At 36.3% G+C, this 21,583-nt stretch carries 18 protein-coding genes; 11 read left to right on the top strand and 7 right to left on the bottom strand.

The window, feature by feature from the left end:
- The first annotated feature begins 8 nt into the window (after positions 1–8).
- The 5 genes from dusB to GY065_RS11825 are packed head-to-tail and all read left to right on the top strand — an operon-like array spanning position 9 to position 4,400.
- Positions 9–1,013, top strand: coding sequence for a tRNA dihydrouridine synthase DusB (dusB, locus tag GY065_RS11845; protein ID WP_174834258.1), 1,005 nt, complete (start codon positions 9–11; stop codon positions 1,011–1,013).
- A 43-nt stretch (positions 1,014–1,056) separates the two neighbouring features.
- On the top strand, positions 1,057–1,293 hold the full coding sequence (locus GY065_RS11840) for a Fis family transcriptional regulator (RefSeq protein ID WP_037394816.1): 237 nt from the start codon (positions 1,057–1,059) through the stop codon (positions 1,291–1,293).
- Positions 1,294–1,325: 32 nt separating this feature from the next.
- Positions 1,326–2,900, top strand: coding sequence for a bifunctional phosphoribosylaminoimidazolecarboxamide formyltransferase/IMP cyclohydrolase (gene purH / locus GY065_RS11835; protein ID WP_174834257.1), 1,575 nt, complete (start codon positions 1,326–1,328; stop codon positions 2,898–2,900).
- 32 nt (positions 2,901–2,932) lie between these two features.
- Positions 2,933–3,739, top strand: coding sequence for a sulfite exporter TauE/SafE family protein (locus GY065_RS11830; RefSeq protein ID WP_174834256.1), 807 nt, complete (start codon positions 2,933–2,935; stop codon positions 3,737–3,739).
- 25 nt (positions 3,740–3,764) lie between these two features.
- Positions 3,765–4,400 (top strand): MBL fold metallo-hydrolase, encoded by a 636-nt coding sequence (locus GY065_RS11825; protein WP_037475018.1) that lies wholly within the window; start codon positions 3,765–3,767, stop codon positions 4,398–4,400.
- Between the two features lie 193 nt (positions 4,401–4,593).
- Here GY065_RS11825 and GY065_RS11820 read toward each other — a convergent pair whose 3' ends face one another.
- From GY065_RS11820 to rfbB, 4 genes are all read right to left on the bottom strand, one after another.
- A complete protein-coding gene (locus GY065_RS11820; protein WP_174834255.1) occupies positions 4,594–5,880 on the bottom strand; it encodes an AmpG family muropeptide MFS transporter in 1,287 nt (428 codons plus the stop codon).
- Positions 5,881–6,078: 198 nt separating this feature from the next.
- The gene (gene rmuC, locus GY065_RS11815) at positions 6,079–7,674 is read right to left on the bottom strand and encodes a DNA recombination protein RmuC (protein ID WP_371731967.1); all 1,596 of its coding nucleotides are present in this window, start codon (positions 7,672–7,674) and stop codon (positions 6,079–6,081) included.
- 180 nt (positions 7,675–7,854) lie between these two features.
- Positions 7,855–8,427 (bottom strand): dTDP-4-dehydrorhamnose 3,5-epimerase, encoded by a 573-nt coding sequence (gene rfbC / locus GY065_RS11810; RefSeq protein WP_174834253.1) that lies wholly within the window; start codon positions 8,425–8,427, stop codon positions 7,855–7,857.
- Between the two features lie 93 nt (positions 8,428–8,520).
- On the bottom strand, positions 8,521–9,507 hold the full coding sequence (gene rfbB / locus GY065_RS11805; RefSeq protein ID WP_174834252.1) for a dTDP-glucose 4,6-dehydratase: 987 nt from the start codon (positions 9,505–9,507) through the stop codon (positions 8,521–8,523).
- 1,097 nt (positions 9,508–10,604) lie between these two features.
- Here rfbB and msbA point away from each other — a divergent pair.
- Positions 10,605–12,353, top strand: coding sequence for a lipid A export permease/ATP-binding protein MsbA (gene msbA, locus GY065_RS11800; RefSeq protein ID WP_174834251.1), 1,749 nt, complete (start codon positions 10,605–10,607; stop codon positions 12,351–12,353).
- Between the two features lie 286 nt (positions 12,354–12,639).
- Here msbA and GY065_RS11795 read toward each other — a convergent pair whose 3' ends face one another.
- Positions 12,640–13,731: a glycosyltransferase family 8 protein gene (locus GY065_RS11795; protein ID WP_174834250.1), complete on the bottom strand. Its 1,092-nt coding sequence runs from the start codon at positions 13,729–13,731 to the stop codon at positions 12,640–12,642.
- Between the two features lie 807 nt (positions 13,732–14,538).
- On the opposite strand from GY065_RS11795, the gene GY065_RS11790 reads away from it, so the two are divergent.
- Positions 14,539–15,357: a glycosyltransferase family 25 protein gene (locus tag GY065_RS11790; protein ID WP_174834249.1), complete on the top strand. Its 819-nt coding sequence runs from the start codon at positions 14,539–14,541 to the stop codon at positions 15,355–15,357.
- A 16-nt stretch (positions 15,358–15,373) separates the two neighbouring features.
- Positions 15,374–16,378 carry a glycosyltransferase gene (locus GY065_RS11785; RefSeq protein WP_174834248.1) on the top strand — a complete coding sequence of 335 codons (1,005 nt, stop codon included), beginning with the start codon at positions 15,374–15,376 and terminating at the stop codon, positions 16,376–16,378.
- A 42-nt stretch (positions 16,379–16,420) separates the two neighbouring features.
- Here the strand turns inward: GY065_RS11785 and GY065_RS11780 are convergent, their stop codons facing one another.
- Together GY065_RS11780 and GY065_RS11775 are read right to left on the bottom strand one after the other, a co-directional pair.
- Positions 16,421–16,996, bottom strand: coding sequence for a hypothetical protein (locus tag GY065_RS11780; protein ID WP_174834247.1), 576 nt, complete (start codon positions 16,994–16,996; stop codon positions 16,421–16,423).
- Between the two features lie 12 nt (positions 16,997–17,008).
- A complete protein-coding gene (locus GY065_RS11775) occupies positions 17,009–17,776 on the bottom strand; it encodes a glycosyltransferase (protein ID WP_174834246.1) in 768 nt (255 codons plus the stop codon).
- Positions 17,777–18,100: 324 nt separating this feature from the next.
- Here GY065_RS11775 and sstT point away from each other — a divergent pair, with 324 nt between their 5' ends.
- From sstT to GY065_RS11760, 3 genes are all read left to right on the top strand, one after another.
- A complete protein-coding gene (gene sstT, locus GY065_RS11770) occupies positions 18,101–19,336 on the top strand; it encodes a serine/threonine transporter SstT (protein ID WP_037474365.1) in 1,236 nt (411 codons plus the stop codon).
- A 131-nt stretch (positions 19,337–19,467) separates the two neighbouring features.
- Positions 19,468–20,463 carry an LLM class flavin-dependent oxidoreductase gene (locus tag GY065_RS11765; protein WP_174834245.1) on the top strand — a complete coding sequence of 332 codons (996 nt, stop codon included), beginning with the start codon at positions 19,468–19,470 and terminating at the stop codon, positions 20,461–20,463.
- 206 nt (positions 20,464–20,669) lie between these two features.
- Positions 20,670–21,566, top strand: a complete 897-nt coding sequence (locus tag GY065_RS11760; RefSeq protein WP_037474369.1) for a glycosyltransferase — start codon at positions 20,670–20,672, stop codon at positions 21,564–21,566.
- Positions 21,567–21,583 lie beyond the last annotated feature (17 nt).

Genomic DNA, 21,583 nt, shown 5'->3' with positions numbered 1-21,583 from the left:
TAGCAATTATGCAAATTGGTTGTTATCAGCTTGCTACTCCGTTTGCCTTAGCTCCGATGGCAGGTATAACTGATAAACCTTTCCGTCAGTTATGCCGTGAATTTGGTGCAGGCTGGGCTGTAAGTGAAATGATTACAAGTGATCCATATTTACAGAAAACTCGTAAGACTTTGCAGCGGGCAGACTACGACGGTGAAAGCGGGGTCAGAGTAGTACAGATTGCGGGTAGTGATCCGCAGCAGCTGGCCGAGGCTGCCTGTTATAATGTAGCTCGTGGTGCTGAAGTAATTGATATTAATATGGGCTGCCCGGCAAAAAAAGTATGTAATGTATTGGCTGGCAGTGCTCTATTACAAAATGAATCGCTGGTTAAGGCTATTTTGCAAACCGTTGTCGGCGCAGTTGATGTTCCGGTAACGCTGAAAACCCGTCTGGGATGGGATGACGATCATCGTAATATTTTAACCATTGCGCAAATAGCTGAACAGGCAGGAATTGCTGCTCTTGCTATCCACGGCCGAACACGAACGCAAATGTACCGGGGAACGGCAAGTTATGATCTGATTACACAAGTACGACAGAAGATAAACCTGCCATTATGGGTTAACGGTGATATTACCAGCCCGCAAAAAGCGATTGATATAAAACAACAAACCGGAGCCGATGGTGTGATGATCGGGCGCGCTGCACAGGGACAGCCATGGTTGTTCCGTGATTTGGTACATTACTATAAGCATGGTTGTTTACCGCAGGCACTGACCGTAGCGGAGCATGCACAGATTATAGTTAATCATGTTTCTGCTATACATGATTTTTACGGGATATTTACGGGGGTGCGCATTGCCCGTAAACATATTGGCTGGTATGTGTCTGGTTTACCGGAAGGTGAAATTTTTCGCAGACAGGTGAATACGAGAGATGATGCGCAAATACAGTTGCAGCTGGTTAATGATTTTCTGGACAGGCAAGTAGCACAATTAACAGAGTGGCCATGTGATTACCGTGAGCAATAAGCAGTTTGCCCTGAGTTATATAAGGAAAATGTAAATGAGTGAAATGCCTAAAGTTAGTATCGCTCAATGTATAGAGGCAAATGTACGTCAATATTTTGCTGATCTTGATGGTGAAACACCTTGTGCAGTATATGATATGGTATTACAGCAGATGGAACTACCGCTATTACGTTGTGTAATGGACGTATGTGATAACAATCAGACACGTGCAGCACAAATTCTTGGTTTGAACCGCAATACTTTACGTAAAAAATTAATCCAGCATCATCTGCTGGATTAAATCAGTAATATTCGCATATTAAGGGAGAAATTATGGCTGTAATCAAACGGGCACTGCTGAGTGTATCAGACAAAACTGGTGTAATTGAATTTGCGCATCAGCTGGCACAATTAGGAGTTGAATTGCTGTCAACCGGCGGCACAGCCAGTTTACTGGCTGATGCCGGTATTGCTGTCACCGAAGTGGCAGACTATACCGGTTTTCCGGAAATGCTGGACGGACGGGTTAAAACATTACATCCGAAAATTCATGGCGGTATTCTGGGACGGCGTGACTGTCCTGAGCATGTAGCACAAATGGCAGAGCATGATATTGGAACCATTGATCTGGTTTGTGTAAATTTGTATCCATTTGCGGCAACAGTAGCTAAACCTGACTGCACACTGGAAGATGCTATTGAAAACATTGATATTGGTGGTCCGACAATGGTGCGTTCTGCGGCCAAAAACTGGCGGGATGTAGCCATTGTTACAGATTATCATGATTATGAAGCCGTTATTGCCGAAATACAGCAGCTTGGCAGTTTATCTATGCAAACGCGTTTTAATCTGGCACGAAAAGCTTTTGCCCATACAGCTCAATATGACGGCATGATCACTAATTACCTGACTTGTATTGACGATAAGAATCTGTCCGGAAAGCCGCAATTACACATTTTTCCTCAGCAATATAACCAGAACTGGTTGAAAGTGCAGGATTTACGCTATGGAGAAAATCCTCATCAGCAGGCAGCATTTTATCGTGATGTGAAACCGGCTGCCGGTAGTCTGGCTAATTATCAGCAATTGCAAGGCAAAGAATTATCGTATAACAATATTGCTGATGCCGATGCAGCGTGGGAGGCTGTTAAATCTTTTACTCAGCCAGCCTGTGTTATCGTTAAGCATGCTAACCCTTGCGGAGTAGCAGTTGCAGCGGATACGTTAACCGCTTACCGTCTGGCATTTGCTACCGATACAACCAGTGCATTTGGCGGTATTATCGCGTTTAACCGTGAGGTAGATGCAGCAACAGTAGAAGCAGTTACCGGTCAGTTTCTTGAGGTATTAATGGCACCCGGATTCAGTGCAGAGGCAAAAGCCATTATTGCTGCTAAAAAAAATGTACGTGTGCTTGAAATTCCCTTGTCAGCCGGAGCCAATCAGTTTGAATTAAAGCGTGTTGGCGGTGGTCTGCTGGTACAGACACCGGATAATCATCAGATCGAAAAAGCACAATTGCAGGTAGTCACATTACGATCACCGACTGAACAGGAAATGCATGATTTACTGTTTGTATGGAAAGTGGCGAAATACGTAAAATCGAATGCAATTGTTTTTGGCAAAGACGGTCAAACCTACGGTATCGGGGCCGGTCAGATGAGCAGAGTCGATTCAACCAGAATCGCTGCCCGTAAGGCACAGGATGCAGGTTTTGAGCTGGCAGGTGCCTGTGCTGCCTCAGATGCATTTTTTCCTTTCAGAGATGGCGTAGATGTAATTGCTGCGCAGGGTATTAAAGCCATTATTCAGCCTGGCGGTTCTGTACGGGATGAAGAGGTGATTAATGCAGCCAATGAGCATGGTATAGCAATGGTCGTAACCGGAGTACGCCACTTTCGCCATTAATATACAGTATTAGTGCAGCAAAAAAATAATCTATGGAACTGCTTGCTTATTTAATAATCGGTGCGGTAGCCGGCTTTGCTGCCGGTCTGTTCGGAGTAGGCGGCGGTTTAATTGTTGTTCCTATACTCTATATAGTCTTTATGCATGCGGGCTATGGTGAGGCTGTCACCATGCATCTTGCGCTTGGCACATCCTTAGCCACTATTATGGTTACATCAGTCAGTTCCATGCTGGCTCATAATAAAAATCATGCAGTGCTCTGGCCGGTGGTAGGACGGTTAACTCCTGGACTTGTATTTGGCTCATTCGCAGGTGCGGCTATTGCCGATGCTTTATCCGGTCAGAAATTGCAACTGGTTATCGGTATTTTTACTTTGTTCGTTGGCAGCAATATGCTTCGCAGTGTCCGGGTAAAATCCAGCAGACAGAACAGGCCGTTAATTAATCCACGCTGGCACTGGTTGGCAGGTGTTGTTATTGGCCTGGCATCTGCTTTATTTGGTATCGGAGGCGGAAGTTTAACAGTGCCTTATCTGAATCGAAGCGGAATAGCAATGCAACAGGCAGTAGGATCCTCCGCTGCATGTGGTTTGCCGATTGCGATTGCTGGGGCATTAGGCTTTATATTCTTTGGAGCGCATGAACACATTGATATAGCTCATACCATTGGTTATGTTCATATTTACGCATTTATTGGTATAAGTATTATGAGCTTTATCACTGCCAAACAGGGTGCTAAAGTAGCTCATCGGCTTTCACCGACAATGCTGAAACAATGTTTTGCCTGTTTACTATTATTCATGAGTATATATTTTTTAAGCAAAGCACTATTCTTATAAATTTGTAGCAAAATAAGAGAAAATAATGGCTTTACAAATTCAAGTGATACCAGTAACACCATTTCAACAAAATGCAGCATTGCTTTGGGATGATGTCAGCAGGGAAGCTGTACTAACTGATGTTGGCGGAGAGGCTGAACGTTTATTATCTGCAGTCAGCCAGCACCAGCTTAAACTGCAGGCTATCTGGTTAACACATGGACATCTTGATCATGCCAGTGGTGTAGCCGATTTAACTGAGCAGCAAAGTGTCCCTGTGTTGGGGCCGCATCAGTCTGATGATTATTGGTTGCAGGCATTACCTGAAATTACCGCTAATTATGGTTTTCCGGTTAGTAAACCACTTACTCCCACAAGCTGGTTGGAAGATGGCGATGAATTATCCGTTGGTGAACATAAATTTATTGTTTATCACATACCCGGTCATACGCCCGGTCATGTTGTGTTTTACAATCAGGAAAATAATTTATTGATTGCTGGTGATGTTTTATTCCGTGAATCTATCGGCCGTACTGATTTTCCAGGCGGAAATCATGCTGATTTAATTCATGGGATTCAAAGTAAACTACTAACTTTGCCAGATAGTACTCGTGTTTTGCCGGGGCATGGTCCTATGACTACTATCGGTCATGAGAAACTGCATAATCCATATTTACGCTAATCAGGCTTGCATTTAACTGACAAAGAGTTCAAATTTATCCTGCAAAACCTGATTATTGAAGCTTTAATGCAAATATGCAGAATTATATATTCTGAATTGAACCAGATCATTCAGTTTGCCAATTGGCTTTTGAATCAGGCACAAACTAAGTTCTGATAATCTCTTTTTAGTTTAATTATATGTACAAGCAGTACTAAGTATCTGTTACGTTTTTATTCCATGGCGCAACTGTTATTAATAACAGCATACCGGGTAATGCCAGAAAAAAGCATAACCAGAAAAAATTGACGTAGCCCAGCCAGTTAATCAGATAACCGGTTGTTGCATTAATCAAAGTTCTTGGTACTGCTGCCAGACTGGTAAATAATGCCAGTTGTGTGGCAGTAAAAGCAGGATTGGTTTCACGTGCCATATAAGCCACAAAAGCAACCGTACCCAGACCCACACCAATTGCTTCAACGCCAATAACGGTTGCCAGCATTAACTGCTGCTTTAAACCGATTACGGCAAAAGGTCCCTGACTTGCCAGCCAGACAAATCCCAATATAGAAAAAACCTGTACCAGCCCGAATAGCCATAAAGCACGATTAATACCTAATTTAATCATCCAGATCCCGCCCAGAATGCCAGCAATAATTGTTGGCCACAAACCGGCATTTTTAGCAATAAGACCGATATCTTTATTACTGAAGCCCATTTTTTGATAAAAAGGTGTAGCCAGTGCAGTAGCCATACTGTCACCCAGTTTATACAAAAAAATAAAACACAGTATCAGCAACGCACTTTCAACACCTTTACGATTAAAAAATTCATTAAAAGGCTCAGTAACTGTTTGTTTAAAAGATTTATGAGTAATTACCGGAAGTTTGGGTTCTTGTGCCAGAAAGAGCGTCATAAACAGACCAGGAAGCATAAATAATGCGGTAATGGCGAATACTGTCGACCATGGATATGTGTCAGCCAGAATCAATGATAAGGAACCCGGTACAAGTGCGGCAATACGATAGGCATAAACATGAATCGTATTACCTAATCCTAACTCATTATCCTGCAATATTTCACGCCGGAAAGCATCCAGAACAATATCCTGACTGGCCGCAAAAAAGGCTACGAACACAGACAGGATTTTTATAGTTGTCATATTCTGATTAGGATTAAGCCCGATGTAACCGAGTAAAGTCAGCAATAATGCAACTTGTGTGATAAGCATCCAGCCACGCCGTCTCCCCAGCCATGGTAATTTAACTGAATCCATCAATGGGGACCATAAAAATTTCCAGGTAAAAGGCAGGCCGATAATGGAAAATAAACCAATAGTAGCCAAATCTATATGTTCACTACTTAACCATGCCGGAATCAGATTAATCAGAAAATATAACGGCAAACCGGAGCTGAAACCTGTAAATATACATATCAGCATATGTCGGCTAAAAATTCTGCGTAATAATGGAACAGATGATTGAGAATCAGTTTGAGTCATTCGGATACAATCCAGCATCAAATGATATATGCCTGAAAGACTACATAAATATTAATTATTTATGTAATTGGCAAGATGGTTAAAAATACTGTCTGTCAACAGCTCTTGTAAGTTAGTTTATAATTTAAGTTGCTGATATATACTTAAACAAAATCATATTTAAATCATCAATACATTAAAATAAATGGCGAACTTTTTTCAAAGTGAATCAGGAATAGACAGCGTTAGTTCTTCCTCGTCGTCTTCTGAGATTTGATAATGTTCTGGTAAAATTTTACCGCTTTGTACACCTAATTGACGTAATTTATTGGCTTTACTTACCAGATTACCACGTCCGTTTACTAATTGCCCCATTGCTTTCTGAAATTGTCCCTGAGCCTGATCCAGATTTTTACCTACACCTTCAAGCGTATTCACAAAACCAACAAATTTGTCATATAGTTTGCCGCCTTCTTTGGCTATAGCCAAAGCATTCTGGTTTTGCTGTTCATTACGCCAGATATGCGCAATTGTACGTAATGTCGCCAGTAAGGTGCTGGGTCCGACCAGCATAATCCGTTTCTGAAAACAATCATCAAAAAGCTGATTATCCTGTTGCAAGGCAAGTAGGTATGCCGGTTCAACCGGAATAAACATGAACACAAAATCCAGTGTATTTAACCCGTCAATTTCATCATAGCTTTTAGCTGAAAGATCCTTAATATGCTGGCGTACCGACTGAATATGGGCTGCCAGTGCTTTGGTCGCAGAACCGGGATCTGTTGCCTGAGTATAGCGTACATAAGCAGTTAACGAAGTTTTTGCATCAATAACGATCTGTTTATTCTCCGGTAAATTCACCAGAACATCCGGTTGCAGCCGGCGCTGCCGGCCATCCTCATCAATAACAGTAGAGGATGCCTGTAAAACATATTCACGCCCCTTATGTAAACCTGAATTTTCCAGCACTTTTTCCAGAATCATTTCGCCCCAGTTACCCTGATTTTTATTCTGGGTACCAGTTAATGCATCTGTAAGTGCTTTAGCATCATTGTGCAGCTGCGCATTTAACTGCTGTAAATGTTTCAGTTCTGTTTCAAGAGTAGTGCGCTCTTTAGCTTCTTTTTCATAAGTATTTTGTACAAGCTGACTAAATCCCTGCATACGTTCATGTAAGGGAGTTAATAACTGATTAAGACTAGTTTGATTCTGTTCACTGAAACGTTTACTTTTTTCTTCAAGTATATCATTGGCCAGTGATTTAAACTGATCAGTCAGACTAACACGGGCTTCATTAAGCAAAGTCAGCTTTTCATCATAAGTTTCACGTTCATGCTTTAACTGTGTAGTCAGACGACTATTTTCCACACGCACATGATTTAATTCTTCCTGTACCTTTAGAAACTCTTCTTCACGCAAATGCCATTCCTCACTACGTAACTGCCAGTCTTGTAGTTGCTGTTCTGCTGCTGCCAGTTGGGTAGAAACAGACCGGCACATTTGCTGTTCCCGCTCTAAAGCACTCTGAATATCGGTTAATTGAGCATTAACAGCTTCGGCTGCACTTAAACGTTTATGTACGATCTGTAACTCTTGGCGGCAATTACAAAGCTCAGCATTATAATTCTGATTGATTTGGTGTAGATTATTTACTTCTGCCTGGATTCGACTTAGATCATTTTGGGCTTCAGATAAGAGAATATGTCCGGCCTGGCGTTCCTTTAGTAACTTTTGATAAGATATTAAATAAACCAAAAAAGATATTAATAAAAGTAAAATAATCCAAACAAGCCATATACCTAAAGGAACAGCCATCATAATAAATTTATACCGAACAAACTGAATCACAGAAGATGTAATAGTATCACGCCTGAATTTTCACAGGAACTATTTAAAATCATTCCCGTAAACCATTTATCCAAGCAGTATCGAACGATGAATTAATTGTAGTTCAAATGATAAAGTTAATGGTATTGTTAAAATAAAATAAAGGTCTTAACCTAATATATATCGTTTAAAATGTGCGAAATCTGGTGCCTGAGCATCTTTAACTGTTTGGCTAACTACCATATCAGAGCTTATAGGCCATGTAATGGCTAGCTCAGAATCATTCCATAACAGACAACGCTCACATTCTTTTGAATAAAAATCAGTAGTTTTATATAAAACCTGAGTATTGTTTTCCAGAGCGATAAAACCATGCGCATAGCCTGCTGGTATCCAGAACTGACGATGATTTTCTGCAGAAAGTTCTACTCCGTACCATTGACCGAACATAGCAGAGTATGGTCGTATATCAACAGCTACATCCCAGGCACGTCCCTGAATTACTCTAATTAGTTTACCTTGTTCATGTGGAGTAGTTTGATAATGCAAACCGCGAATCACCCCTTTGTGTGATAGTGAATGATTATCCTGAACAAAAACAGGACAGGTATGTTTACGAGTCTGAAGAGCCTGTTCAAATTGATATTGATTGAAACTTTCCATAAACCAGCCCCGATTGTCAGAAAAGATATCGGGTTCAAAAATTAATAAATCATCAAACGGAGTATCAATAATATTCATAATCAATATACAATTGCGAGCATACAAATAATTTTAACTATTTTATATATATAGAAATTAGAGGCATATATTTAAAGTGTGAAAATTTACTATTTAATAGTTATTGAGATACCAGTTAACAGTTTTATATAATGATGAATAAAATGACTTTAAGGGTTTCCAGCCTAATTCACCTTCAATTTTAGATCTGTCTAATGCATATCGCACATCATGACCAGGTCGGTCATTTATGAAAGTAATTAATTGTTTATAATCGCCAGGTCGTTTTAGTGCAAGAATATCACAGATCATTTGAATAATTTCAAGATTCTGGTATTGATTATTTCCGCATATATTGTAGGTTTCACCAATTCGTCCTTTTGTGACTACCAGATAAAGGGCACGTACATGATCTTCCACATACAGCCAGTCACGTATTTGTTTACCATCACCATATACTTCAATCGGCATATTGCGTATAGCATTTAAAATGGTCAGGGGAATTAATTTTTCCGGATATTGATACGGACCAAAATTATTAGTGCAATTGGTAATAATAACTGGTAATCCATATGTTCGATGCCAGGCTCTTACCAGATGATCTGCACTTGCCTTACTGGCAGAGTAAGGTGAACTAGGTCTGTAGGGCCATAGTTCTGTACAAAAGTCATTTGGATGTTCTATATCACCATAGACCTCATCAGTTGATATATGGTGAAAGCGGAAAGCCTCTTTATGAATTGAATCAAGTTGTTGCCAATAATTCAAAACCATTTCCAGCAATGTATATGTACCGATAATATTGGTTTTAATAAACGTTTCTGGTGTATTAATAGAACGATCAACGTGGCTTTCAGCTGCGAAATGCATCACAATATCTGGTCTGAAAGATTTGATAATGGTAGTTAATTCAGTCTGATTACAAATATCAGTTTGACAGAATTGGTAACGAGGACTATTTGAGACAGTTTTCAATGAATCAATATTTGCAGCATAAGTAAGTTTATCAATATTTAATACGGAATGATTGGTTTGATTAATCAAGAATTTAATCATTGTTGAACCAATAAACCCTGCACCGCCTGTTATTAAAAAATTCATAATTAAATCTCTGTGTTTCTGTATTAATTTAAATATTTTTTAAATTAATTCCGAGCATTTTAATGCCAAAACCACCGATGGCGCTAAATGATTTTATGTTGTATGTATAATAGATATCTTGATATAGCAGAAAAAAATTAAAAAGCTTTAATATTTAATTGGCATTTAATATTAAAGTAACTTAGATAAATGCTTCAGATTTATCAGTGAAAGTATACTGACTAAATGACAAATTTATTAATCAGAGACAATTACTATTACAGTAGTTAGCATCACAATTAAAGAATTATCAAATAAAGTAGTCTATTTTATTATAAATACAGATTAATATTATTTAGCCAAGGAACATTTGAGTCTTTAAAAGTAAAAATATATACCAGTTATGAAATAAACTCATTGGTTATAATATAAATTTGCTTATACTTAAATCAGAATCTTACTTTGTTATATAAAGAGGCAGCTATGCGCACTGTGTAGCCAGTAAAGAATGCTAAAACTAAATAGAGCAATCCGCTTCTGAAAGCAATCATGAGAAAGCTGATTATCCTGTTACAATGTGGTTAAACATGTCGGTTCAAAAGGAATAAACATAAATGCAATATCCGCTAAGTTTAATTTGCCGATTTCATCATAGCTTTTGGCTAAAAGTTTCTAAATGTGGAGCGTAAATATGCAAATTACATATAACTTAACTATAAAATATTGCCGGCATAAGCATTTAACGAAATTTTGGTAGTAATAATATATGTTTATGTGCGGTAAATTTACCAATACATCCGGTCACAGGCAGTTTAATTCAATAATAACAGTAGATGATGTCTGTATACATATTTATACTTTTGATGTAAACCTGAATTTCCCGTACGTTTTCAGAATTATTTTATTCCAGTTAGCCTAATTTTTATTCTGGGTAACCAGTCAAAACATTATTGAGTACTTGATATGATCGGACAGTAGTGTATTTTAATACTGTAAATGTTTTGACCTGTATTAGTATAAATATACATACTAGGATAGATAAAAATTGGCACAATGTCTTTTTACAGCCAATATAATTTATAATTCAATAAGTATTGATCGTAATATGATTGAGTTTAATGAAAAAACACAGTGATTTTTACTCTTTGAGAGAGTTATACCGTAATTTATATCCTTATATGAGTAAATTACTAGGTTATTTTTTTATTTCAATTTTTGCCATGATAACTGTTGGTATTGCCGGTCCGTGGTTTGCTGCATTATTGAAACCTATCATAGATAATGGCTTTGTTGATAAAAATATTGAAGCCATGAAATGGGTACCGCTGGAAATTATTGGTCTATTTATTTTGCGAGGTATTGCAAATTATATAAATGAGTATACTAGTGCATACATCTCCAATATTATGGTGCAAAATATTCAACGTGACCTCTTCGCAAAAATGATGATGTTACCTATAGGTTATTATAGTGAACATAGCCGGGGACATATGGTTTCACGTATCACGAATGATGCCAGAAGTATTACCGGAGCCGGATTTGATGTTATCACTATAATAGCTAAAGATGGTGTAACGGTTTTAGGTCTATTATGCTGGTTATTCTGGCTTGACTGGAAATTAACCTTAATTACATTTGTTACTATTCCATTAATTGCATTGTTAGTAAGAAATATCAATAGTCGTATCCGTAAATTAGCATCAAGAGCACAAAATGGAATGGGTGAAGTTGTACAGATACTCACCGAGGCCATAGATGGTACACGTGTAGTGCGTGTTTATGGTGGTCAAAAATATGAAGCAGGACGTTTTGAGAAAGTTAATAAAGAATTGCGCTCTATTGCTGTGCGGCGACAATCGTATACTTCAATTGCCAGTGCTTCAACACAATTGCTTATTGCCACGTCTCTCTCAGCTATTTTGTATGTAGCAGCACAACGTGCTGCGCATGCTGGTTTTACTGCTGGCGATTTTATGTCTTTTTTAACAGCAATGTTAATGATGTTTGACCCCTTAAAACGTATTACTAATGTTAATTCTGTTTTACAGGGCGGTATTATTGCTGCAACCAGTGTTTTTTCTTTTCTGAAATTAAAAGATGAAGATAACTCCGGCACTATAACGATGTCAGATGAACCAGGCGATATTGAGTTAAAAGATGTAGTCTTAAAGTATAGGGATGCGGAAAAAAATGCATTAGATCATATTGATTTAATAATTAAAAAAGGGACTGTTGTTGCTTTAGTAGGGGAATCTGGCTGTGGTAAAACCTCAACAGCAAATTTAATTCCAAGATTTTTTGAAATAACCAGTGGTCAGTTAACGATTGATGGCATCGATATTAATAAATATGAATTAACGTCTTTAAGAAGTAAAATGGCGTTAGTGAGCCAGGATGTTGTTTTATTTAACGATACTATTGAAAATAATATAAAATATGGTTATCCGACAGCCACAAGAGAGCAGATTATAGCAGCGGCAAAAGCTGCTAATGCCTGGGGGTTTATTGAAAAATTATCAGATGGTTTGGAAACTTTCGTTGGTGATATGGGTATGAAATTGTCGGGTGGACAAAGACAAAGAATAGCAATTGCCCGAGCATTGCTGAAAGATGCACCTATATTAATACTAGATGAAGCCACAAGTGCATTAGACAGTGAGTCTGAGCGGCTCGTACAATCAGCATTAGATTTGTTAATGAAAAATCGAACTACTATAGTAATAGCACATCGACTATCAACAATTGAAAAAGCAGATAATATTATTGTTATGCATGAAGGAAAAATAGTAGAACAAGGTAAACATAAATTTTTATTACAGCATAACGGACGTTATGCGAAATTATATAATATGCAATACGATCAATAAATTATATAGAGAATGTTTGTATTGCTAATGTAAGGTTAAAGATGATATGAAGATATGGTTGTTTAACTGGTCGGTATATTCAATGTAACCATAAAAGAATTATTTTAATTTATTTTTGTTTATCTGGCTTTAATTAACTAAGACATAATAATATTACTATGCCTTAGTTAATTAACAAAAACAGCTGGCAAATTTGTTTTATTCGACTTAATAAAAGTAATTTGATAATTTTTTTCAATAAAGAATTGAAACTAATTTCAGTATTAAAAATTTTAAAAATCAATATTCAAAAGTAAGTTTTTATTTTTAATATTGGAATATTAAATAAATAATAAATTTTAGAGCGTTCTAGTTGTTTAACTTTAAACATTCTAAGATTAAATATATATATCCTTTTGGTATTATTTACATTATTTGTCAATTTATTGCTAGTAATGGATTTCTTTGCTTGCAAAATTAATAATTTAGTAAAAATTTCAGTTCTAGATGCTGTTGACCACCATTCTTCTGCCAGATACTCTAGTACATGTACATCTGAATGTGGTCCATAGATATTCCACGGTTTGACGCTTGATGTATAGTGAATAATTTTTATCTGATTAATTTTCTCATTATATTCTTTTATAACTTCGTTAAATATATTTGATTTAGTTATTGCTTCAAGATTCTCTAATTGTGCATGCCAGACATAATTCCATTCAACAGGCAGTTTATAGATATCTTCTTGTTTAATAACTGCATTTAATACACATTGATCTAATACTCTTGGTACACCAATTTCACCTAACTTATCAAGACATTTTTGAGTTAAATTTGCTTTTCTCCATTTTTCTAAATTAATTAATAATACGCCGGCATTGAATTCTGGTACACCTTTGGGTAAACCAATAACATTTTCAGTGTAAGATACTTCGTTACGTTTATTGTAATATAGTTCACGAGCGTAACAGGCATCTACAGCAGCAGCAACCATATAATTGTTAATATCAATCTCATATAGTTTTGATATGTCTGACTTAATTAATAGGTCAATGTCTAAATAAATAACTTTGTTAATATTTGGTAATATATCAGGTATGAAAAAACGGATATACGTAGAAACAGTAAAATGCGCAAATGTAACAAATAAATGTCTATATTTATTTACAAAATTATCAATACATACATAATTGATTGTAAATTCAGAATAATTTTTTGCATTATTTGCAATAGATTCTTTTATATCATTTGATATATTAGCATCCGCTATAGTAATGATATATTTATAATTTTTTGAGGCTGTATTGTATATTGATTCGAGTAATACGGGGATATAAATAGCATAATTGTCGTCTGATGATAAAACAATGTTTATTTCTTGATTGTTTGGTTGTTCCATCTACTTATCCTTTATACTTAAGTAGTTTGGTTTGATGTATAAAATATTAATATTATATTAATAATAATACTTATTTATCTTGTAGTCAAAATTTTATATTTAATATTATGTGGTTATAAATTACATAAGCTTAAAAGAATAGATATATTTTTGAAAATATTTAATTTATGAATAAATAATTTAATTCTGGCTCAGAAGAAATCATTGTATTTTGATTGATCCAATATTGAATGTTCAGTTAGACTTATTTTGCCTTTTAAAGGGCTGTATAAAGTAAATAGCTGATATATTTTTATATATATGATTAATTTAATATTCTAGAATATAGTAAATAATTTATTATCTTTAATAATTTTAATTTATCCAAAAAATATAAATTGGTTAATATGGACCTTATATTTTTGATACCACTTCCTAATAAATGATATGCTTTATAATATATATGTATGTTTCAAATATTATAATGAGAAAATATTTATTAGCTGAACTTATGTATATGCTAAGCTAAAGTATAATAAATTTGAACCGGGCGGTATACTTAGTAAAACTTCATGTAAATTAAATTAATTATATCTATTTTTAACTGAATATTTATTGAATAATTAATTCTGTTTTTTTTATAACATATGTAATTAATAAACTATTAAATAAAATTGAAAATATATTTATTATTTTATTTGAATAAGGTTTTATTTATCTATATTTTTGCTTTTATATTGTATATTAATGTTAATTTATCTGATATCTTTTTTATAAGTTAGTCTGTTTCCTTTTATAATAGCTAAATTTAATTTTGACGATATACAAATGATTCCGGTACTTCTTATCAATCTTGATAGATCTAAAGATAGACTTAATTTCCAGAAAAATCAACTGGAAAAATTACAAATTCCTATGCATAGATTGGCTGCCGTTGAATGTTCTGATTTTACTGTTTCTGAATATGAAATGCTAGCCAACAAATGGCAGCGGAAATTACGCAGAGCAGAAGTTGGTTGTTTTCTAAGTCATAAAAATGCATGGCAACATGTACTGAATACAAATAAGCCATGGTTGATTTTGGAAGATGATGCGTTGCTCTCTAAACAAGTACCAGATATTCTAAAAGTCTTAGGACATGAATATTCGGAAAAAGATTATGTTAATCTGGAAACCCGCTATCGACGTAAATGGCTGGGAAAAAAATCAATTGATTTGATTCCGGATTATCAATTAAGACGTTTATATCAAGATCGTAACGGTTCTGCAGCATATGTATTATTTCCGTCAGGAGCGAGAAAGCTTTTAGATAGAGCTGAAAAATTTGGGCCTGCTTTGGCAGATGCTTTTCTAAGTCAGTCTTATGAATTAGATGCATGGCAGATATATCCGGCTGCTGCCATTCAGATGGATCAGTGTGAAAATTATAATCTTGATTTAATGTTGCCCTTTACTTCTACTATTGCTTCTATTAATGATACCAGGCCTATGGCTAATAATCGGATTCAGTACTGGATTTTTAAAATACGCCGTATAGTAGCCCAAATACGAATGGGATGGCGTCAAATTTCAGTATATAAAAAAGGGAAACATAGTTATGTGCCGATTTTAAAATCAGACTTTGAAAATCAATTTAATCTAGAATAATTATTGAAAGATATAAATGCGTTTAAGTATTTTGATTCCAGTTTACAATGTTGATATCTACTTACCTGAGCTGCTACAAAAGCTATCATTAAATTTATTACCAAATATAGAAATAATTTTCTATAATGACGCGTCCACAGATAATTCTTTGAGTTTAATAAATGATTTTAAATTAACTTATCCAAATGCAAATATACATATATTGTGCGGTTTGGAAAATGTCGGCTTAACTCGAGCCAGGGGTAAGCTGATTGATGCAAGTAATGCTGAATATATATGGTTTATTGATGCCGATGATATAGTAGAGTCATCTTTTTTTGACAGGATTTTATCAATATTAGAACAAGACAAACCTGATTTAGTGTTATTTAATTATGATGTTTTTTTTGATGGCACAGGAAAAATTAAGCATCATGAAAAATTGTCATTTTATCCTGAAAATAGATTGGTAAAGACTTCGGCGCAACGAATTTATCGTACATCAGTTTTAGACGGTAAACATTATTTCTGGAATAAAATATTTCGCCGGGAATTGATTCTGGATAAAGTAAGTTTTGACATAAAGGCATATGAAGATATTGCTTATACCCCAATATTCTTACAGCAGTGCCAGAATTTTTATTATTTAACTGAAACAATTGTACATTATCGCATTAGAAATAATTCAATTGCACAAAAAATGTCTGTAAATCAAGTTTATGGTATTCAAGCCTATATTGATCAGGCACGATATGCTGCCGAAGTAGTTCATGATACAAAAGCTCAGGCATATTTATTATATAAAGTATTTATTTACTATTATAGAATATTGAAAAATATTAACAAATCCAATCTTTCTATAAATGAGAAAGGTGAGTTAATAAAATTGTCAAATGAACTTTTTGCTTTAAAAAATATTTCTATTTGGCAGATAATTAATTTATTAATTAATCAAAAAATGTATGATAAAGCTATAAAAATTTCAGTATTATATGTTGGTTTTAAATTTAAATTTAAATTTAAATTTAAATTTAAATTATAAGATTTATTCCGAAATAAATTATACCTGTTTGAAATATATATTTTAAATAAACTCCAGTTTTTTTTCACTTATTAAGGTCTGGATAAGAGCTTTTTCCTTATTCCAGTTGTGCCCTTTCCAGCCCTGATAAGTAAAATTGTGAAGAAATATTTTATGTTTTGGATGATATTGTAATATATAATAAATAGCCAGAAGTCCTGTACTGGGGAAAATATTAGGATATAGCAATTTTATACATTCGTAATGTACACTAGGAGGGATTATATGAGTCAAATATTGATCCAGTTGGAACTTTTTTTTCCACCGGAAGAAGTACCAACAATACTTTAATTTTTTATTGATAGGTATATTTTCATATCTGGATTTTAAAATATCATTTGTTTTATAGCGAAAAAAAATTTCTGTGTCTGGTCTGAAAAACTGATGCTCTATACTTAAATGTCGTATTTGTATTGTTCCATTGGCAATAAAAACCCAATCTGCCATAAGCTGACAAGTTGGATTTGGATTATTAAATCTTATGACTATATCATCTTTATTGATTTTGTCAGCAATATTATTGTGTTCATCAGCATTACCAATGATAAAAAAACGACCATGTGCTTGTACTGTTTTCATAGATTTGATCGCTTATTGCCAATAATCTTTTAACCACGGGGCTGGTAATATTTTACGATACCATTTACCTCCTCCTCCCTTGATGGCATCCGGAGGATTAACTTCGCCGTGAAAGATAATAATTTTGCCGTAATCCGGTTTTTTCGGTGGCTGCCATAGTGCATAAGGCATTTTTTTTAATACGTCATATTTATAGCTCAGGCACCAGTTTTCAGGCCAGTAACTTAGTTTATGATTTTCACGCACATACCATGATAAAAATGCTTGTTCATGACGAAATTGCTGACGGATAGTTTGGAAATGCTCGCGAAAATAGTTCATTAAATCTGGTAATGCACCAATCTGAAATCGGTATACCGAGCTATTACCTACTTTTCGCCACGGCTTTTTCCAGTCACGAATAATCCATACTTCGTCCTGACGGCTGGAAGGATGTGTGAAGAAGCAGTCTATGTTATCAATGATGACTATATCTATGTCAAGAAATAAAGCTGTACCGTGTAAACCATATAAATCTGCACTGAATGTTGTCAGTTTGTTCCAGCCACGTTCAGGCAGACCCTGAGGCAGATCCAGTGGTATTAGCGGATAACACTGAACAGCCGGATTGATACCTCTGGAATCATCTGTCAGGCAAATCATAGTAAATGGAAGCGTTAAATGGCGTTTTACCATGTTATAAAGGCGATTAACATATTCGGCATTATATTTTTGCCCCCATTTCATACATAATATGTAGTTTTTTGCAGGTGAGTCCATTGTTTGCTTAGTCAAAGACATCTTGATCTGTAATGAAGTATAGTATTTTAGTTTTGTTTTTTTGTTTTATCCAGTCAATAATGATTAATAACATTATGATAAATTTTAATTATTTTAAATATTTGATTTATTATTAACTGTTTTTGTATATTTTAATGCTAAACTTGTTATCTATTCAGTAACCTGAAATGATTTGTGTTAAATTTTTATAGAGTTGTAAGGGCGAGTTATAACAGATTCGATATATGGGCATGATTTATTGCTGGTAAATTTATACATTTGTCTCATGATATCTGATATCTGGTTTTCAATATATTTATAGCCGGTTATAACCAAGGATTGTGAATGAAGAAGCTTTTATGGGTATTATTTAAGAGTAATCTGATTGTGCGCATGCTGGTATGTATGATTATTGGCGCATTTATTGCTGCTTTTTTGCCGCAATATGGGGTAAAACTGGAATTTTTGGGTAAAGTATTTATTCAGGCTTTACGAGCAGCTGCTCCGATCCTGGTTTTTGTATTAGTCATATCTTCTATTGTTAATAATAAATTTGATAATGTTTCCAGTATTAAGTCAGTCGCCTGGTTATATGCTGTTACTGTTCTGATTTCTGCAGTACTGGCATCAACGGTGAGTTTTTTATATCCGCTTCATTTGGTGATGGATGTGCCGCCGATATCCGAAAAACCACCGGAAGGCGTAGCAGAAATTCTTATGAATATTGTGCTCAAGTTTGTAGATAATCCTGTTGATGCATTGGCAACCGGTAATTTTCTGAGTATTCTAGCATGGTCGACGGCATTAGGCATTGCATTACGCCAGAGTAGTGAGGCAACGAAATCAGTGATTAAAAACTGGTCGGATGCCACTATCTGGGTAGTTCGCCTTGTCGTTGCAATTGCGCCTTATGGCGTACTTGGTCTGGTTGCTTCCCACTTTACGAGTGATGGTTTGGCTAAACTGAAGAATTATCTTGAGCTGATTGGTGTATTACTGGGACTGATGGTGTTTGTGGCACTGGTGATTAATCCGCTGATTGTATTTTTGAATTTTCGTAAAAATCCATATCCGCTGGTGTTTACCTGTTTGCGTTATAGTGGAATTACAGCGTTTTTTACCCGTAGTTCAGCGGCAAATATTCCGGTAAATATTCGTCTGGCTCAGCGTATGCAATTGCCGGAAGAAATTTATTCGCTGTCTATTCCTCTGGGCGTAACAATGAGTATGAATGGAGCAGCTATCACGATTACGACGATGACGATGGCTACTGTGCATACTTTGGGTATGGATGTGAGCTTTATTCAGACATTGTTGCTAAGTATTCTGGCAACGGTATGTGCTCTTGGTGCTTCCGGAGTGCCCGGCGGTTCGCTGTTACTGATTCCGGTAGCATGCAGTATGTTTGGTATTGATCCGGCTATATCCGCTCAGGTGGTAGCAATAGGGTTCGTTATCAGTGAAATTCAGGACTCAGCTGAAACAGTTTTGAATTCTTCCAGCGATATGCTGTTTACCTCTGTGGTGTCACTCAAGCAGCAGGGAAGAGATCCGAGTAAAATTGAGTTACTGCCGGAATAAGCCTGTATCATGATTGTGTATAAGGCCGCTGTATAATTTATGCAGCGGTTTTTTATACGCAGGCAGAGTATTCTTTTTCTGCATAGGACGAATTTAATTTATATCTGTTTTTCTTCAATGTGAGGAAATTTATGGCTATTCCTGTCTCTATACTGAATCTGGTACCACGTCGGGATAAAGGTACTGCTGCTGAGGCCATACAGGATATGTTGCGTCTGGCCCAGGCTGCCGAACAGTCAGGTTTTGTGCGTTACTGGATTGCAGAACATCATAATATGCCGATGGTTGTCAGCTCTGCCACTCAGGTATTGATTAGTCATACGCTGGCACATACCCACAAGATAAGGGTAGGCAGCGGAGGGGTAATGCTGCCTAATCACAGTCCGTTAATGGTTGCAGAACAGTATGGCACTTTAGCAACCATTTATCCGCACCGGCTTGATTTGGGATTGGGGCGTGCACCCGGTACTGACAGGGTAACAGCTACAGCTTTGCGTCGGCAGTTAAATGATGTTTCATTACAGTTTGCTGATGATGTGGTGCAGTTGCAACGTTATCTGGGTGATGAGAGTTGTCAGGGAATAGTAAAGGCCTATCCGGGTATTGGTACACATATTCCGCTCTATATACTTGGGTCCAGTACGGATAGTGCTTATCTGGCGGCGCAAATGGGGCTGCCATATGTTTTTGCTGCACATTTTGCGCCACGTTTTCTGGAAGAGGCCGCAGCGATTTACCGTGAACGTTTTCAGCCTTCTGCACAGCTGAGTAAGCCTTTTTTTATGCTGTGTTTAAATGTTGTTGCTGCGGCAACAGATGAAGAGGCTCGTTACCTACAAACTACGCAGTTTCAATCAGTATTGGGGCTGGTTCGCAATAGCCGGACGCCGTTACAGCCACCGGTACCTCATATGCATGGTTTATGGACAGCTGAGGAGGAAACTTATGTGCGTAACTTTACTGCCTGCACATTACTGGGTGCTCCTGATACCATTCGTCAGCAGCTGGAGGAATATCGCCTGCGCTTACAGCCGGATGAGGTAATGGCTGTGAGTTATATTTATGATATGGATAAATTAATTGAGTCTTATTATATTTTTAAGAGTATGGCAGATATTGTCGGCTAATCTGTTAACCTGCCTTATTAAAACGAATTAATAATTAATAATTGATAACCAGTATGTGTCGGTCTGATTTGGTCTGATATTTATAATTTGATGGATATTATTTGTTTCATGTCAAATATTAATTAGTTAATATTATCTTTTTTACTGGTATTTTTGCGGTAGGATTACGATTATCTTTATAACGTAAGCAAATCGGGAGTGTATGCATGAGCAACGATGTAATTAAGATCTTTGTAGGTTGTGACCCGAATAACTGTGATCTGGAACAGATGATGGTAGTGGATTACAGCATTCATAAACATACATCGCGGCCAGTGGAAATTGTCTGGATGCAGTTAAGCCATGATCCTGAAAGCTTCTGGTATTCAGATCCTCAATCTGGTGCCGGCTGGCATACTGAAATGTGGGCGACACCGTTTTCAGGCTTTCGCTGGGGTATTCCTGCAGCCTGTAATTATGAGGGGCGTGCTATTTATTTAGATGCGGATGTAATCGTTTTATCAGATATTAATGATTTGTGGCAGCACCCGATTGAGGGAAATGCAATTGTAGCTGCTAAGGAAGTACATGATCATGCTAAAGGCAAACACTTTACCCGTTTATGTACTTGTATCTGGGATTGCGCTAAAGCCAAATCAAAACTTCCCGATATTAGTGTGTTGCGGGCAGATCCCGATTCCCATATAAAAATGATGACTAAATTCAAAAAGCATCCTGAATGGGTTCAGCCATACACTGAAGCATGGAATTGTGTGGATGGTGAAGGTATGCCGATTGAGCAAATAAAAATTTTGCATTATTCAGATATGGGAACTCAATTTAGCCATAAATATTCTCTTCCACGTCTAGCAGCTTCAGGTCAGAAGCATTGGTTTGATGGTGAGATTCTGACTCATCCGCGCAAAGATTTGATAGCACTATATGATCAATATTATCAGGAGGCACTGCAGGCAGGTTATAGACTTGAAAATTATGCTATTGAACCTTTTGGCGCTTTTCCAAAAGCTTCTCAGGCTGGTTATATTGGGAATGAGGTTACCCGGCAAAGTAGACCAAAATCTTTTCTTTCACGTGCATGGAAACGGTTGATGCGCCGAAAATAATTATTAACGGTATTGGA

Origin of the sequence: Snodgrassella sp. ESL0323 (assembly GCF_013346865.1) — a bacterium.
In the GTDB taxonomy this organism is placed as follows: domain Bacteria; phylum Pseudomonadota; class Gammaproteobacteria; order Burkholderiales; family Neisseriaceae; genus Snodgrassella; species Snodgrassella alvi.
This window is presented reverse-complemented; position numbering and strand designations above follow the sequence as displayed.